The 15,133-nt window shown below is 64.3% G+C and carries 10 protein-coding genes; 5 read left to right on the forward strand and 5 right to left on the reverse strand.

The features are described 5' to 3' along the window. From ABYB95_RS05515 to ABYB95_RS05530, 4 genes are all read right to left on the reverse strand, one after another. Positions 1-295: toll/interleukin-1 receptor domain-containing protein (locus ABYB95_RS05515; protein WP_372657458.1), on the reverse strand; the 295-nt coding region annotated here is incomplete at its 3' end. Between the two features lie 5 nt (positions 296-300). Next, on the reverse strand, positions 301-5,922 hold the full coding sequence (locus tag ABYB95_RS05520) for a CHAT domain-containing protein (protein ID WP_372657459.1): 5,622 nt from the start codon (positions 5,920-5,922) through the stop codon (positions 301-303). 62 nt (positions 5,923-5,984) lie between these two features. Continuing rightward, on the reverse strand, positions 5,985-6,983 hold the full coding sequence (locus tag ABYB95_RS05525; protein ID WP_372657460.1) for an N-acetylmuramoyl-L-alanine amidase: 999 nt from the start codon (positions 6,981-6,983) through the stop codon (positions 5,985-5,987). A 41-nt stretch (positions 6,984-7,024) separates the two neighbouring features. Further along, positions 7,025-7,924 (reverse strand): caspase family protein, encoded by a 900-nt coding sequence (locus tag ABYB95_RS05530; protein ID WP_372657461.1) that lies wholly within the window; start codon positions 7,922-7,924, stop codon positions 7,025-7,027. A gap of 513 nt (positions 7,925-8,437) precedes the next feature. Between ABYB95_RS05530 and ABYB95_RS05535 the strand changes: the two genes are divergently transcribed. The 3 genes from ABYB95_RS05535 (at position 8,438) to ABYB95_RS05545 (ending at position 11,148) form a co-directional block, all read left to right on the forward strand. Next, positions 8,438-8,698, forward strand: a complete 261-nt coding sequence (locus tag ABYB95_RS05535) for a DUF4212 domain-containing protein (RefSeq protein ID WP_372657462.1) — start codon at positions 8,438-8,440, stop codon at positions 8,696-8,698. A 14-nt stretch (positions 8,699-8,712) separates the two neighbouring features. Then, positions 8,713-10,518, forward strand: coding sequence for a sodium:solute symporter family protein (locus ABYB95_RS05540; protein ID WP_372657463.1), 1,806 nt, complete (start codon positions 8,713-8,715; stop codon positions 10,516-10,518). Positions 10,519-10,611: 93 nt separating this feature from the next. After that, the gene (locus ABYB95_RS05545) at positions 10,612-11,148 is read left to right on the forward strand and encodes a hypothetical protein (RefSeq protein WP_372657464.1); all 537 of its coding nucleotides are present in this window, start codon (positions 10,612-10,614) and stop codon (positions 11,146-11,148) included. 27 nt (positions 11,149-11,175) lie between these two features. Here the strand turns inward: ABYB95_RS05545 and ABYB95_RS05550 are convergent, their stop codons facing one another. Then, complete coding sequence (locus ABYB95_RS05550; RefSeq protein WP_372657465.1) at positions 11,176-11,997, reverse strand: pyruvate, water dikinase regulatory protein; 822 nt, start codon at positions 11,995-11,997, stop codon at positions 11,176-11,178. A 244-nt stretch (positions 11,998-12,241) separates the two neighbouring features. Here ABYB95_RS05550 and ppsA point away from each other — a divergent pair, with 244 nt between their 5' ends. Continuing rightward, positions 12,242-14,635, forward strand: coding sequence for a phosphoenolpyruvate synthase (ppsA, locus tag ABYB95_RS05555; protein ID WP_372657466.1), 2,394 nt, complete (start codon positions 12,242-12,244; stop codon positions 14,633-14,635). Between the two features lie 161 nt (positions 14,636-14,796). After that, complete coding sequence (locus ABYB95_RS05560) at positions 14,797-15,039, forward strand: hypothetical protein (protein WP_372657467.1); 243 nt, start codon at positions 14,797-14,799, stop codon at positions 15,037-15,039. Positions 15,040-15,133: the final 94 nt, after the last annotated feature.

Raw genomic sequence — 15,133 nt, forward strand, 5'->3', positions numbered from 1 at the left:
CACCGCGTTGCTGTGCGGTGAGCAGTTCCCCGCGGATCGGGTCGTCCGCCTGGTCGATGCGGCGCGCGCCCGAGGCCAGCCGGGCACCCAGCAGATCGGGTGTCATGAGCAGCAGCACGACCGGCCGTGCACCCAGCGCGGCGTCGATGGCGCTGCGCCACGACAGGCCGCCGCGCAAATCCTGCTTGTCGAAGAACACCTGTTCGTGCCCAAACAAGCGGCTCAGATCGGCACACAGCCGATCGGCCTCCTTCTTTCCATCGGAAGAGCGGTAGCTGATGAAGATGCGGTTCATGGGCATCACATCCCCGCATACCCTCGCAGGACGGTGTTGAGCGTTTGCACCGCGCGCACCTGTGCAGGCGGGCCGGTTTCAAAGTGGCGCAGCACAAAGGCGGTCTGATCGGCGACCGTGGCCCACATCCAATGGGTGCCGGCGCGGCGGTGCAGGTCTTCGTATGCGGCCAGAATGGCGGGCAACTCCGCCGGCAAATGGCCGGTCGCCAGGGCTTCGTACACGCGCAACTCGGGCAGACCGACCACACTCCAGAAGTCCGGGTCGTCGCGGCGCTTGGTCTCCAGGCACTGTCGTACCGCTTGCAGGTCGTGCTGCAGAAAGCCCGGCCAGTCTTTGCGCCCTGCATTGGCAATCAGTTCGGCCGCTATGCGATTGATCGCCGGGTAAAACAGATCGGGATGGGCGCCCCTGCGCGCCAGGTCTTCCGCGCGCAGATAGTGCACGGCCATGGCCCGGGTGGCATCGGTTTCGGCCTTGAGGTTGCCCGCCACCGCTTCGAGTTGCGACAAACGTTTGTACGCCGATCCCCGAAGGCTTTCGCGCTCCATGGTCGGGGCGATCGCAACCAAGGCATCGAGCATGCGAATGGCGTCCAGAATGTCCTGGCGGCTTTGCGCCAGCAGGTCTTGCCATGTCGGTTTGGCGTCTGGCTTTTTCGCGCTGGCGCGTACCGCCGTGTCGACCCGGTTCCAGGCCAGTCTCACTTGCAGGTTGGCCAGCTGTTCGCTGCATTTGACCGATGCGCTGCCGTCATTGGCCGCGATCGCGCGCCGGTACCAGCGCAAGGCGTGCGCCATGTCGTTGGCCGCTGCACAGGCCACAGCAAAGGCTTCTGCCACCGCGCCCATGCCACCCCATTCGACCTCGAACCGGGTTTCCAGATATCGGATTTTTTCGCGCTGCACCGCTGGCGCCGCGCCTTGCGTGGCGCTTTGCACCGCCAGTGTTTCCAGCGCCAATGCCAGTGCCACCGGCGAGGCCACGCCGGTGTATTCCTGACCCACTGGCGTGGGTGGCTTGTTCGCGTCTCGGTGGTCGGGCTGCCAGACCCATTCGGGGTCGCCATAACACTGGTAGGCGGCCCAGGTGTTGCCCAGCGGACTGGCTTCGTAGGCCGCAATGCGGCCCGAGTGCACCGCATCCATGAAGCGCTCTCCGCGCAGCAGCGCCTGGTAAAACACCACCGCAAAACGGTTGGCGGCATCGTCTTCCACGGCCCAGCCGGCCGCCACCACGCAGCGCACCCCGATGCGGATCAACTGTTTGGCCACGCCAGCGGCGAAGCTGGCACGGTCGTAGCCCTGGAGCAATTGGCTCGGGTCGGCGGCCAGATGGCAGCAGTTGAGGAACACCAGTTCGGGCACCACCCGCATGGCTTCTACTTCGCGTGGTCCCAGAAAGGTGCCGTCGCTCAACACCACGCCCCGGATCTCGGGGGGCTTGCCCGCGCCGCGCTCGCGTTCGGGCTCGCCATGACCGGCGATGTGCACGATGCGGTAAGGCCTGGCCAACAAGGCCGTTGTGACAGTGGCGGCGTCGGGTCCTAGGTGGTCGTCGGGCGCGATGATGGCGTGTACCCGCGAGCCGTCCAGGCCCATGGGGCCGCTCAGTGCTTCGTACACCGCTTGGGCCTCGGCACGGGCCGCCGGTAGAGGCGGGTAGCGGGTCGGGTCGCACTTGGGTTCGCCGATCACCAACACCGCGTCTTCCAGGCGCGCATCGCTCACCTGGGCGCGGAACTGCACGGTGCGCAGCTTGCGCATCAGCTTGTTGCGGATGGCCCAGGGTTTGTTGGGACCGCCTCGGCCATCTTGTGGCGTGTTGAGCAGTTCCCAGGGAATGGCCGCCGTGCCGTCGTTGAGTTCCAGCAGCAGCTCGTTGCTGCCGCGCAGGCTGGCTTCCATTTCCACCGGCACCAGCAACTGGAACAGGGTGCGGCCAATGTCCGCACCGGGGTTGGCGTCGTTCGAGGCACGGCGCACGAGTTCGGTGACCAGCCGGGCCTGGGTGGATTGCACCCGGGCTTCGGAGCGGGCGCGCTGGGTGTCGAGCGAATAGGTGATGATGGGTTCACCGGCTTCGTTCTTCTCGGAAATGGCGCTGACAAAATCGTGCCCAGTGCCTCGGTAGCCGCTTTCCAAGGGCCGGCGCAAGGCGCCAATGCCCGAACGCACGGTGGGCGCCAGCGCGAAATGTTCGGGCGCCGCTTGCGACAAGAGGTGCAGGGCGGTCCAGGCTTCGGTGGCGCGGTCCAGGTACAACTCGATCACGTGCAGATGGCCCACCCGGGGCCAGCCACCGGCTTCGAGTTTTTCATTGGCTTCGCGCACGCCTTGTGCCAACGCCTGCGCGGCGGTGGTGACGCTCACGCCAATGCCGCCGCTGGCGATCAAGGTGGCGCAGAGTTCGAACTGCACGCTACCGCTGTCCGGTGTTTCGGCCACGCGCTGGGCCCAGGCCAGTGTGGCCTGCCGCACCGTGAGCGCGAGTTCGGTGCCGCGCAGCTTGCCTTCTTCACCCAGGCCGGCCACGATCACATGGGGCGGCCGGGGCAGCGCCAGTGGGCTGTCCGGGTCTTGGCGGTGGTTGAGGAAAAACTGGTGCGAGCCCGGTGCTTCTGGATAGAGCCCGACCGCCAGCGAGGCCGACATGGCGCCGCCAATGAAGCGGTCCACCACCGCCTCGGTGCCGGTGAGCGTGGATGCGCCGTAGTGGCCGACCAGCAGCGTGGTGCTGACAAAACGCAGATTGCCGTTGTGCACCGTGATGGGCAGTGCCGCGCGGGGTGCGCTGGTCTCGGCTTCGCCATCGCGCACCTGGCCAAACACCTCGCGGGTTTGCACCGGTGGTGGGGTGGCGGCTTGCCGTTCGCGCGAGGGCCGGTTGCGCACCAGGGCCATCGCCGTCGGGGCGCCGATCGCTGCGCGTACGGCGGCGTTGGGGGCGACCACGGGCAGGCGCTGGGTATCGCCGGTTTCCAGCAGTTCCACGTAGGCCGCGAACGCACTGGCGGCGTCGGCGAGGTCGCCATGTTCACAGTCCACTTGCCAGGTGCGCACGCCCGGCAACATCGCGCTGCTCTGCGGTACCCGGCCATCGCCGCCGTCCGGCGCGTCGAGGTAGACCAGGCCATCGCGCGGATGGATTTCAAATCCGGTGGGTGTGAGCCGGGCATGGCCAACCACCAAGAGGATCCGGTCCTTGAAGTCGGCGAGCGCACCGTCGCGCTGTTCGTTGAGGCGCAGCCGCAAAGCCTTGGCCGCGTCCAGCACCGCCTGGGGTGGAATGCCCCATTCGTAGACCGCCTGCTGCAGTTCGAGTTCGTGCCACCAGTTGGCCTGGCGCAGGGTTTCCGTGTCTTGTTGCGCCAGCTCTTTCCAGCGTTGGGACTTGTCCAACCCCAGTTCCAGCAGGCCGGTTTGCAACTGGATGAAGCCGGGCATGTCGGCCATGAGCTGGCGTGCCTTGCGGTCCTGGAACGGCATGCCAAAAGCGGCCAGGGCATTGCCCAGCCGGTCGTCGCCGGTGAGCACTTGCATGGGGGCAAAGGAGCCGTCGTTGGGTGTGCCCAGCATGAGCATGCGCGAACCCGTTCGGGCCAGCCAGCGCTGCCAGACGTCGGGGCGCTCCAAGGCCACGGTGCGGGCCACCAGGCCGCCCATGGAGTGCGCCAGCAGCCGCACCGGCTGGCCGCTGGCGGCACGGGCGCTCAAGGCCTTGTCCATCACCTCGGCCAGGCGGCGGGCCTCTTGTTCGATGGGCACACGCCAGTCGAACGAAAACTCGATCACCTGGTGCGTGGCGGCCAGGTGCACCGCCAGATCGTCGTAGGGCCCACTCATGGCGCCGTCGGCTTGCACATTGGTGGCGCCTGGCCGGTAGGCCAGTTTGTCCAGACCGAAGATGACGCGCATGCTCAACCACACGCGCTTGCCATCCACTCGCAGGTGGCTGCCCAGGATGCCGGGCAAGAGAATCAGCGCAGGCCGGTCGGCGTCGGCCAGGGTGGCGGCTGGTGCGCCGCGCAGGCCGTCGCTGCTGGCGCCCGCCCACGACAGCGGCCCGATGGGCAGGAACCCGGCCGGCACGTCGTCTTGCAAGGCGCTGCAAATGGCGTGGGCGGTGCGTGGATTCGAGAAGTAGTTGAAGTGCGACACCTTGCCGCCCTGGTCCAGCAAAAAGCGGGCACCCGCTTGACCGCCTGTCGATGCGCGTGGCGTGCCGCCGTACATGGAGCGGGTCTGCACCACCAGATCGTTGTCGGTCCAGTAAAAAGCGTCGGCCAGCAGGGTCTTGAGCCAGGAGGTGATCGAGTCGCCTTCGATGTCGCCGGCCACCACGCGCAGGTCGCTTTGCAACGGCTCGCGGTCCAGGCTTTCGCTGGTGTGCAGCCACTGCACCAGCGGGTTGTCGGGCGTCATGGCCTCCAGGCCGGGCAGCACGCGGGGGTCGGTGCGCTGGCTCGCCACCGCACCCAGAAAATCGATCAGGGCAGGTGCCACCGGAATCGCCGCCAGCTCCAGCGACCACTTGAGCACCGACACGTAGGCATCCAGACGCTGCGATGCCAGCAAGGTGCCACGGGCCGGGCAGGCGACGCGGACCACGCGTTCGACCACAATGTCGCGCCCCTTGAGTTCGGCCGCCAACGCGCGCATGGCGCTCAGCTGTGCCTTGTAGTGTGGGTCTTTGAACAGAGCGAGCTCGGCGTCGCTGAGCGCGGGCCGCGCGGCCACCCGGGCCAGCACCTCGGCCACCAGTCCGCCGCGCGAATGGGTGAGCAAATGCAGCCGCGCACCCCGGGGCAGGGATTTGGCCAGCATCAGCGCGTTGTCGATCGGGCTGGCCAACAGCGTGGGGTGGTCAAAACCGTAGACGCGGTTGCCGTAGTGGGCAAACAGTTCGCGCACCTTTTGCGGGTGCTGCTGCCACAGCTTGCCAAAGGTGCCCTGGGTGTCGGAGAAGGTGCCGTGCAACAGCACCAGCAGTGGGGCGCCGGGCTGGGGTGCGGGCTCGACGCGATCCAGCCGCTGACCATGGCCTTTGAGCGGGGCGTCAAAGGCTTGCGCCGATAGCGCGTACACGCCCGCGTCCACCTGGCTGTCCACCTTGGCGCCGATTTTTTCGGCGGTCAGCTGGGCCACAGGCTCCAGGAACAGGTCGCTCACCACTTCGATCGCCGACAGCAAGACCTCGCCCAGGCGCCCGCGTGTCGCACCCCTTGCGGCGCCAGCCTGTTCCAGGCCCTGCCAACTCAGCTGCGCCGATACATGGAGTTCGTTGGGTGCGGCTTGGGCCGCTCGACCACGGGTGCTCGTCGCGTCTTTGCGCGGTACGCCGCTCTGTGCGAGAAACAGATCGCGTGCCGTTTCGGGGTGCAGCATCAGCGCCGGGCCGTTGCTGATGTGCAGCACCACGACGTCTTGGCCTGGCCTGGCTGTCACGCGCACCGGTGCACCCACGCTGCGCCGCGCACCCAGCTGTACCCGTTGCGTGACGGTGCCATGGCCCGCAAATGCGGGCGCCTGCGAAGCCGTGCCGGCCCCACGGCTGGTGCCACTCAAGGGGAGCGCCTGGCCATTGACGATGAAGCAGATGTCAGCGGCGGAGGAGGATCGCGTCATGGGGAAAAACTTTCTGCGTCAGCGTGGGTGTCGAGACGGCGCACAGCCCGTGGTGGTTGCGCCTATTTGGTGGTTTGGGTCGGGCGCCGACGACCGCGGGTGCTGGCGCCGGCCACTTTTTTTGCCGCAGCGGTCTTGGTGGACGGGCTGCGAGCCCGGGTGGTGGCACGGCGAACCGGGGTGGCGCGTTCGGTGCGCGACAACACGCGGGGAGCCGAGCGGGTGGCAGAGCGTGTCGTGGAGCGTGTTTCGGGGAGTGGGGCCAGGAAGTCGTTGCAAACCCAGCCTTCCAGATCGGTGGCACCGACCACCGCCACCCGACACCAGCGGTCCTGCGCTTCCAGGATCAGCAATTCGGCTCCGCGCTTGAGCGCGGGCGCCACCTTGTCAAATTCCGCGCCCGGGCCGCTGCGGATATTCAGGCTGCTGGCATTCACCAACAGGCGACGCTGGGTGTCGGCGCCACGACCCAACGCACGGGCGCGCACCGCCGCCAATGGAAACGCGGGCCCGGGATCCACCTTGCGGCCGCGAGCGATGTCTTCGTGGCCCAGCACGTTCTGCAGGCCATAGTGGCCCACCAGCAGTTCGGACAATTCCAGCGCCCGAGCGATCTGGACTTCGGAGTAGGCGTGCCAGGGCTGTACCGGACCGCCGAAACGGTGCGGGGCCAGCAGCACCTCTTCGTTCGGGTAGGTTTTTCCGAACCAGGACACGAAACGTTCGCCCTCGCGGTGCAGCAAACCCGCGTTGTCCATTTCGATACCGATGGCGTACTGGTTCAGGCCGTTGATGCCGTCCCATTGGCTCACGCCCGCATGCCAGGTGACGGCGTTGAACGCGGCGAGTTGCACGATGCGCCCGTCGCGCCCGAGCACGATGTGCGCCGAGGCATTGCCCTGCGGTTTGCGCGTGCACAAAGATTCCACCGAGGATTCCGCCGAGCTCCCGGCGGTGTAGTGCAAGACCAGGAAGCGCGGTTGCAGTGTCCCTCCGGTGTTGGGCGTCTGGCGGAAGCTGACGCCGTCGCCAACCAGCCGGTGGTTGCGGATACTCAACATAGTGGCACCTCCATGTGCTGCGCCCGAGGCGCGGTTGCCGTTCAGACCAGGAACGGCGTCTCTTTCAAAAACGAGGCGGCCGAACCCAGGGTGAAAAGGTTGGGCGATTGGGCCGGTGGCATGGCGGCCAGCACGCGCGCATGCAGACTGGCATAGCTGCCCTTGAATTGCCCGTGGTTCCAGACCTTGAGCAACTGCTCGGTGAACGCGCCGTTGTGGTCACCGTCCATGGAAAACTGGTTGTCCTGGCAGCCCGACATCAGGATCACGGTGGGGTTGAACTTGTGCACGATGGCGGTGAGGCGTCCGCTGACCGCCACCTGGGCCAGCGCGGTGTCCGGGTCCAGCACCGCATTGCCACTGGCTTTCTGCACGCCCAACTGGAGCTTGTCGTAAAACGCCTGGTGTTCGCTGTAGACGCGCCGCGCCACTGTAGGGGGCATGAGTTTGGGGCGCTGGCTGGCGGTGCCGGGTTGGGGTGGACCGGCGCGCACCACGGTGCCGCTGTGGCAGCTGTCGGATATCACCAGCACACGCACGCCGGCCTTGAAGCGGCTGAGCTCGAAATAGAGTTCATCGTCGATCAGCTGGGCGTCGTACAGACACCAGGTCTCGTCTTGCTTGTCGGCCTCGTCGCCGCTGACGTCGGGAACCTGACCACCGTGCCCCGAATAGCTCAGGAAAAACAGATCGCCGGCAGCGAGCGCCTTGGCCGAACTGCGGATGGCCGCCAACACCTTGGCCCGGGTCGCTTTCTTGGTGAGCAGCAGCGTGCTCTTCATGCCCTGGCTCTTGGCAATGGCGGCCATGTCGTGGGCGTCGAATTCGCAGGCGGCCAGGGGGCCGGTCCATCCGGCGTAGCCGTCCGCGCTGACTTCGTTGAGGCCCACGTGCAAGGCGTGCGCTTGTTTTTGCGCGGACAAACGGGTTTTGCTGGCCATGTCGATCTCCCGGAAACACGTGGCCTGAAGGAGTCAGACGCTCGGTAAATTCTGGACGCAAGGCGGAGGCGATGCAAACCGCATATGTAATGAAATGTCAGTATTGGAAGCGGATGCATGCCGTGGCGGTGAGCCCATGCGTACCAGGAAAGCCGCGTCCATCGCGTCGTCAGGCTGTGTTCACAGGTCTGCCACGCGGCTCGGTGGGTGACGGTCTTGCGGCGCGGGATTCATCCACCAAGTGTGCAAACGCGTGCCGGGTATCGGGTCTTTGGGCCGCGCATGGCCACGTGAACGGGGGTGCAACCGGTGCGCTGGCGTCCCGTGCGAAGCCATTTGATAGGTGCTTTCCCTAGTTTTTCCACCATAGGCCTGCGCAGCAATTTTGACGTAAGAAAGCGGCCTCAGAGTCCCACCCGTAGTGCCACAACCCTGCGGGATTTTTGGCATTCAAAACGCGGCGGCTCCCACCGCCAAACTCGGTAAAAGCATCACATTGAGGAGATGACTTACATGACAAGCGAAAGCAATGCAAAGGCCTACTGGTCTGCCACGCTGGGCCTGTTGACCAAGGTCCTGATCGTCTGGTTCCTGGTTTCCTATGGCGCAGGCATCTTGTTTGCACCCCTGCTCAACAAGATCATGCTGGGCGGCTATCCGCTGGGATTCTGGTTTGCGCAACAAGGCTCCATTTATGTGTTCATCGTCCTGATCTTCTATTACGCCAAGAAGATGGGCCAGATTGACCGCAAATTTGGCATGCAAGAAGACTAAAAAGGACGGACCCCATGGATCTTCAAACCACTACCTATTTGTTCGTGGGTGCGAGCTTTGCGCTCTACCTCGGCATTGCTTTCTGGGCGCGTGCGGGTAGCACGTCCGAGTTCTATGTCGCCGGCGGCGGGGTGCACCCCATCACCAACGGCATGGCCACCGCAGCCGACTGGATGTCGGCCGCTTCCTTCATCTCGATGGCGGGCCTGATCTCCAACATGGGTTACGGCGGCGCCGTGTTCCTGATGGGGTGGACCGGCGGTTATGTGTTGCTGGCCATGCTGCTGGCGCCGTATCTGCGCAAGTTCGGCAAGTTCACCGTGCCCCAGTTCATTGGCGATCGCTTCTATTCGAAGACCGCCAGTACCGTGGCCGTGGTCTGTCTGCTGACCGCTTCCATCACCTACATCATTGGTCAGATGACCGGTGTCGGCGTGGCCTTCTCGCGTTTCTTGGGCGTGTCGTCCGACGTGGGTATCTACATCGGCATGGGCATCGTGTTCATGTACGCGGTGTTCGGTGGCATGAAGGGCATCACCTACACCCAGGTGGCGCAGTACATCGTGCTGATCCTGGCCTACCTGGTTCCCGCCTTCTTCATCTCCCTGAACCTCACCGGCAACTTCCTGCCGCAGCTGGGTCTGGGCTCCGATCTGGTGGGCACGAACGTCAGCTTGCTGGCCAAACTGGACCAAGTGGTGACCGAACTGGGCTTTAGCCAGTACACCACGACCGCCGCTGGCAGCACGCTCAACATGTTCTTCTACACCGTGTCGCTGATGATCGGTACCGCCGGTCTGCCCCACGTGATCGTGCGCTTCTTCACCGTGCCCAAAGTGGCCGATGCCCGCGCCTCTGCCGGTTGGGCACTGGTGTTCATCGCCTTGCTGTACACCACGGCTCCTGCTGTGGGCGCCATGGCCAAGTTCAACCTGATCGGTACCGTGAACAAAGGCGCCTACAACGCTGAAATGAGCATGTACGCACCCGAGGCCAGCTTGCTGAACGCCGAGCGTCCGGACTGGATGAAGCGTTGGGAAGCCACCGGCTTGCTGAAGTGGGAAGACAAGAACGGCGATGGCCGCATCCAGTACTACAACGACAAGACCAAGAACGAAGCCGTGACCGCCAAGGCAGAAGCCGCTGGCTGGAAGGGCAACGAACTGACCGTGAACGCCGACATCATCGTGCTGGCCAACCCCGAAATCGCGCTGCTGCCCAACTGGGTGATCGCGTTGGTGGCGGCGGGTGGTCTGGCGGCGGCACTGTCGACAGCGGCTGGTCTGCTGCTTGCCATTTCCTCTGCGGTCTCGCACGATCTGATCAAGAACGTGTTCAACCCCGAAATCAGTGAGAAGGGCGAACTGCTGGCAGGCAAGATCTCCATGGCCGGTGCGATTGTGCTGGCCGGTTATCTGGGCCTGAACCCACCCGGCTTCGCGGCTGGTACGGTGGCGCTGGCCTTCGGTATTGCCGCCAGCTCGCTGTTCCCCGCGATCATGATGGGCATTTTCAGCCGCACCATGGGCAACAAGGGCGCGATCGCCGGTATGTTGGCGGGCTTGTTCGTGACCTTGTTCTATGTGTTCGCACACAAAGGCCTGTTCTTCATCAAGGGCACGGACTTTGTCGACATGGTCGGCGGTGTGAACGGCTTCTTCGGCATCACGCCCGAAGCCTTCGGTACCGTGGGCGCCATCGTCAACTTTGCAGTGGCCTTCCTGGTCAACAAGGTGACGTCGCCAGCGCCCAAGCACATCCAGGAACTCGTCGAGTCCATCCGCATCCCCAAGGGTGCAGGTGCCGCAACGGGCCACTGATGGCTGAAGTCTGCACCGGCCACGTGCTGGGTGCATGACCACAACCCCGTCGGCTTTTCGCTGACGGGGTTTTGTTTTTTGCGGTCAGGGCGGGTGTTCAAGACGCTCACGGCGGGCCTTTTGAACACCCTTCCTGGCTGGCGCACAATGCCGCATGTTGGCGCGGTGGGGGTTGTCGCCCCTTCGGTGTGGTCTCTGACCGTTCTGAACGGCCGGCCGGGCACTGAACTTATCAAGGATGTATGGATGGCTCTGGAAAGCGTTTTTTTTCTCAACTGGCTTTTTTTGCTGGCACTGTTTCCCGTGTCTTTTTTCTGGCTTCGCCGCACCTACCGCATCCTGGTGAAAAGAGATTTTTCCGAAGTCGCGCTCAAGCGGGGCGTATCGCCGCCCAACCCCGAGAAGTACGCCCCCTACGAAATGGCGATCAATTTGGTCGGTGGCGTGGTCATGGTCGGGGTTCTGGTCGCGGTGCTGGTCTTCCAGGCCTTGGCGTTTCAGGACTGGGTCGCGGTGGCCGGGTCCACGCTCTGGGTCAAGCTGTTCGCCTCGTTTGCGCTGAGCCGCCAGGCCCATGGCCTGGGGCCTGGGCGCAAGAAAAAACCGCCTACCGACGGTGAGCGGGGGTAGGGCGGTTGCGGTTATCCGTGCGCGGGTTCAATAATCGAGCCGCTCGGGCCGGATTTCCTGCAGGATGGTGGTCGCGATTTCTTCGATCGATTTGGTCGTGGTGGACAACCAGCGAATGCCTTCGCGGCGCATCATGCCTTCGGCCTCGCTGACCTCCATTCGGCAGTTCTCCAGGCTCGCGTAACGGGAGTTCGGCCGGCGTTCGTTGCGGATTTCGCTCAGGCGCTCGGGTGCGATCGTGAGCCCGAAAATTTTCTTGCGGTGGGGCGCCAGTGCCGGCGGCAACTGGCGCCGCTCGAAATCTTCTGGAATCAACGGGTAGTTGGACGCCTTCAAGCCGTACTGCATGGCCAGATACAGCGAGGTCGGGGTTTTGCCGCTGCGGCTCACGCCGACCAGGATCACGTCCGAGCCCTGCAAATCCCGGTGGCTTTGCCCGTCGTCGTGGGCCAGCGAAAAATTGATGGCTTCGATGCGGTCGTTGTAGGACTTGCTTTTGGACGCGTCCGAGAACCGCCCGACCCGGTGGTTGGACTTGATGCCCAGTTCCTGCTCCAGCGGCTCCACAAAGGTGCTGAACATGTCCAGCACCATGCCCTGGCATTGGGTCTTGAAGACGGAGAGCACCTCCGTGTTCACCACCGTGGTGAACACCAGGGGGCGTCTGCCTTCGGTTTCAGCCGTGTGGTTGATCTGGCGCACCGCCTGGTGTGCCTTGTCTACGCTGTCCACAAAGGGCAGGCGAACCCGGCGCAAAGTGGCCTCGAACTGGGCCAGGATGGCGTTGCCAAAGGTTTCGGAGGTGATGCCGGTGCCATCGGAGATGAAAAAAACGGTTCTGTTGGGCATGTTCTTGACGTTCATAGGGGTCGGTACGCAATAACTTTCAGGAATAACCAGCATTCGTGGCCTGGCGGTGGCGACGGGGTGAAAAGGGCATGGCGACACTACAATCGAAGGCTTTGGGTCGCACCGCCGCCGAGGTGCGCCCCAGCAGTCAGTGCCCCTTGCCGGTGCCGCACCCATAAAAGAACAACAGGTTAACGCAGCGCGCATGGAGCCCCCGGTTTTTTAACTTGAGCGGAGCTTTTCCATGTCCAACCTGTTTTCCCCGACCGATCTGGTCGTGCCCTTCGAGCATCTACGCATGTCCGACGTCGAATCCGTCGGCGGCAAGAACGCCAGCCTGGGCGAGATGATCTCGCAGCTGCCCAGCGGCGTGAAAGTGCCCACCGGCTTTGCGACCACCGCACACGCGTTCCGCGAGTTCCTGAAGTTCGAAGGCCTGACCGAGCGCATCAATGCCAAGCTGGACGCGCTCGATACCGAAGATGTGCGCGCCCTGGCCACCGTGGGCGCCGAGATCCGGGCCATGGTAGAGAACCAGCCATTCCCGGCCGATCTGGACCAGGCGATTCGCGCCGCTTATGCCGTGCTCAGCGCCGACAACGACCAAGCCACTTTTGCGGTGCGTTCGTCCGCCACGGCAGAAGATCTGCCCGACGCCTCGTTTGCCGGCCAGCAGGAGACCTTCCTGAACGTGCACGGCATCGAAGAGGTGTTGCACAAGATGAAAGAGGTGTTTGCCTCGCTCTACAACGACCGCGCCATCAGCTACCGGGTGCACAAGGGCTTTGCCCACGCCGACGTGGCGCTCTCCGCCGGCGTGCAGCGCATGGTGCGCTCCGATCTGGGCGCGGCCGGCGTGATGTTCACCATCGACACCGAATCCGGCTTTGAAGACGTGGTTTTCATCACCTCCAGCTACGGCCTGGGTGAAACCGTGGTGCAGGGCGCGGTGAATCCCGACGAGTTCTATGTGCACAAACCCATGCTCAAAGCGGGCAAACGCGCGCTGATCCGGCGCAACCTGGGCTCCAAGCTGTTGCAGATGGAGTTCAGCACACCCGAAGAGAAAAAGGCCAGCGGCAAACTGGTGAAAACCACCGATGTGCCGGTGGAATTGCGCAACCGCTACAGCCTGACCGACGCCGATGTGGAGCAGCTCGCGCGCTACGCGCTGGTGATCGAGCAGCACTACGGCCGCCCCATGGACATCGAGTGGGGCAAAGACGGCGTGGACGGCCAGCTCTACATCCTGCAGGCCCGCCCGGAAACGGTGAAGAGCCAAGCGGCGGGCAAGACCGAGGTGCGCTACAAGCTCAAGGGCAAGGGCGCGGTGCTGGCATCCGGCCGGGCCATTGGCCAGAAGGTCGGTACCGGGCCGGTGCGTCTGGTGCACAACATCAGCGAGATGGACAAAGTACAGCCCGGCGACGTGCTCGTGACCGACATGACCGACCCGAACTGGGAGCCGGTGATGAAGCGCGCCAGCGCCATCGTCACCAACCGGGGCGGCCGCACCTGCCACGCCGCCATCATCGCGCGCGAACTGGGTATTCCGGCGGTGGTCGGCTGCGGCGATGCCACCGAGCGGCTGAAAGAGGGCACGCTGGTGACGGTGAGCTGCTCCGAAGGCGATACCGGCAACATCTACGACGGCCTGCTGGAAACCGAGATCACCGAAGTCGAGCGCGGCGAGATGCCCCCGGTGGACGTGAAGATCATGATGAACGTGGGCAATCCCCAGCTCGCTTTCGACTTTGCCCAGTTGCCCAACAGCGGCGTGGGCCTGGCGCGACTGGAATTCATCATCAACAACAACATTGGCGTGCACCCCAAGGCCATCCTCGACTATCCGAACATCGACGCCGATCTGAAGAAGGCGGTGGAGTCGGTGGCACGCGGCCATGCTTCGCCTCGCGCTTTTTATGTGGACAAGGTGGCCGAAGGCGTGGCCACCATCGCGGCGGCCTTCTGGCCCAAGCCGGTGATCGTGCGCCTGTCCGACTTCAAGAGCAACGAGTACCGCAAGCTGGTGGGCGGTTCGCGCTACGAGCCGGACGAAGAGAACCCGATGCTGGGTTTCCGTGGCGCGGCGCGTTACCTCAGTGGCGACTTTGCCGAGGCTTTTGCCATGGAGTGCGAGGCCATCAAACGGGTGCGTGAAGACATGGGCCTGGACAATGTGCAGGTCATGGTGCCGTTCGTGCGCACCCTGGGGCAGGCCGAGCGCGTGACCGACCTGTTGGCGACCAAAGGCCTCAAGCGCGGTGAGCACGGCCTCAAGGTCATCATGATGTGCGAGATCCCGAGCAACGCAGTGCTGGCGCACGAGTTTCTGAAGTTTTTCGACGGCTTCTCCATTGGGTCGAACGACCTGACCCAGCTCACGCTGGGTCTGGACCGCGACTCGGGACTGGAGTTGCTCGCGCACGACTTCGACGAGCGCGATCCCGCCGTCAAGGCCTTGTTGAAGCTGGCCATTGGCGCGTGCAAGGCCGAAGGCAAATACGTGGGCATTTGTGGCCAGGGCCCCAGCGACCACCCGGACTTTGCCCAGTGGCTGCGCGACGAGGGCATCAACTCGATCTCGCTGAACCCCGACTCGGTGGTGGCGACCTGGAAGTTGCTGGCCGGCAGCTGATCCTGCAGCGCGGCACCCAGACGGGTGTCGGCTCCAAACGGCGGTGGTTTCCACCGCCGTTTTTTTTGCTCAAGTGGCGGTTGGGCGGGGTCGCGTGCATGGCGCACAATAGTTGCGCCGGGCTCCGGCCTGCACCCCAGCCCACGACACAGGAGACACGTATGTTTCGACGCCTGGATGCGCAACGTCTGGTGGCCTTGTTCGCCGCGGGCATGGCCTTGTTCAACTTTCCCTTGTTGGCGATCTGGGACCACGACGTCCTGATCCTGGGCTTGCCCTTGTTTCCCGCAGTTTTGTTCGCCATTTGGGCCTTGCTGATCGCCGCGCTGGCCTGGGTGGTGGAGCGTCATGCCGGGCCTGCCATGGAAGTGGATCGCGGTGATGGCGATGGCCGTCCAGGCTGACAAGGCCTTGCGATGCTGCCCGCTACGCTCGTCATCGGTGTTTCGTTTGCCTACCTGCTGCTGCTGTTCGCGGTGGCTTATTTCGGCGATCTGA

Origin of the sequence: Hydrogenophaga sp. (genome assembly GCF_041633695.1) — a bacterium.
Lineage (GTDB): Bacteria > Pseudomonadota > Gammaproteobacteria > Burkholderiales > Burkholderiaceae_C > Hydrogenophaga.

Excerpts from the sequence above, each read along its gene's own strand:
- ABYB95_RS05520 (WP_372657459.1), bottom strand. The coding sequence starts at position 5,922 with ATGACGCGATCCTCCTCCGCCGCTGACATCTGCTTCATCGTCAATGGC.
- ABYB95_RS05525 (WP_372657460.1), bottom strand. The coding sequence starts at position 6,983 with ATGTTGAGTATCCGCAACCACCGGCTGGTTGGCGACGGCGTCAGCTTC.
- ABYB95_RS05530 (WP_372657461.1), bottom strand. The coding sequence starts at position 7,924 with ATGGCCAGCAAAACCCGTTTGTCCGCGCAAAAACAAGCGCACGCCTTG.
- ABYB95_RS05535 (WP_372657462.1), top strand. The coding sequence starts at position 8,438 with ATGACAAGCGAAAGCAATGCAAAGGCCTACTGGTCTGCCACGCTGGGC.
- ABYB95_RS05540 (WP_372657463.1), top strand. The coding sequence starts at position 8,713 with ATGGATCTTCAAACCACTACCTATTTGTTCGTGGGTGCGAGCTTTGCG.
- ABYB95_RS05550 (WP_372657465.1), bottom strand. The coding sequence starts at position 11,997 with ATGCCCAACAGAACCGTTTTTTTCATCTCCGATGGCACCGGCATCACC.
- ppsA (WP_372657466.1), top strand. The coding sequence starts at position 12,242 with ATGTCCAACCTGTTTTCCCCGACCGATCTGGTCGTGCCCTTCGAGCAT.
- ABYB95_RS05560 (WP_372657467.1), top strand. The coding sequence starts at position 14,797 with ATGTTTCGACGCCTGGATGCGCAACGTCTGGTGGCCTTGTTCGCCGCG.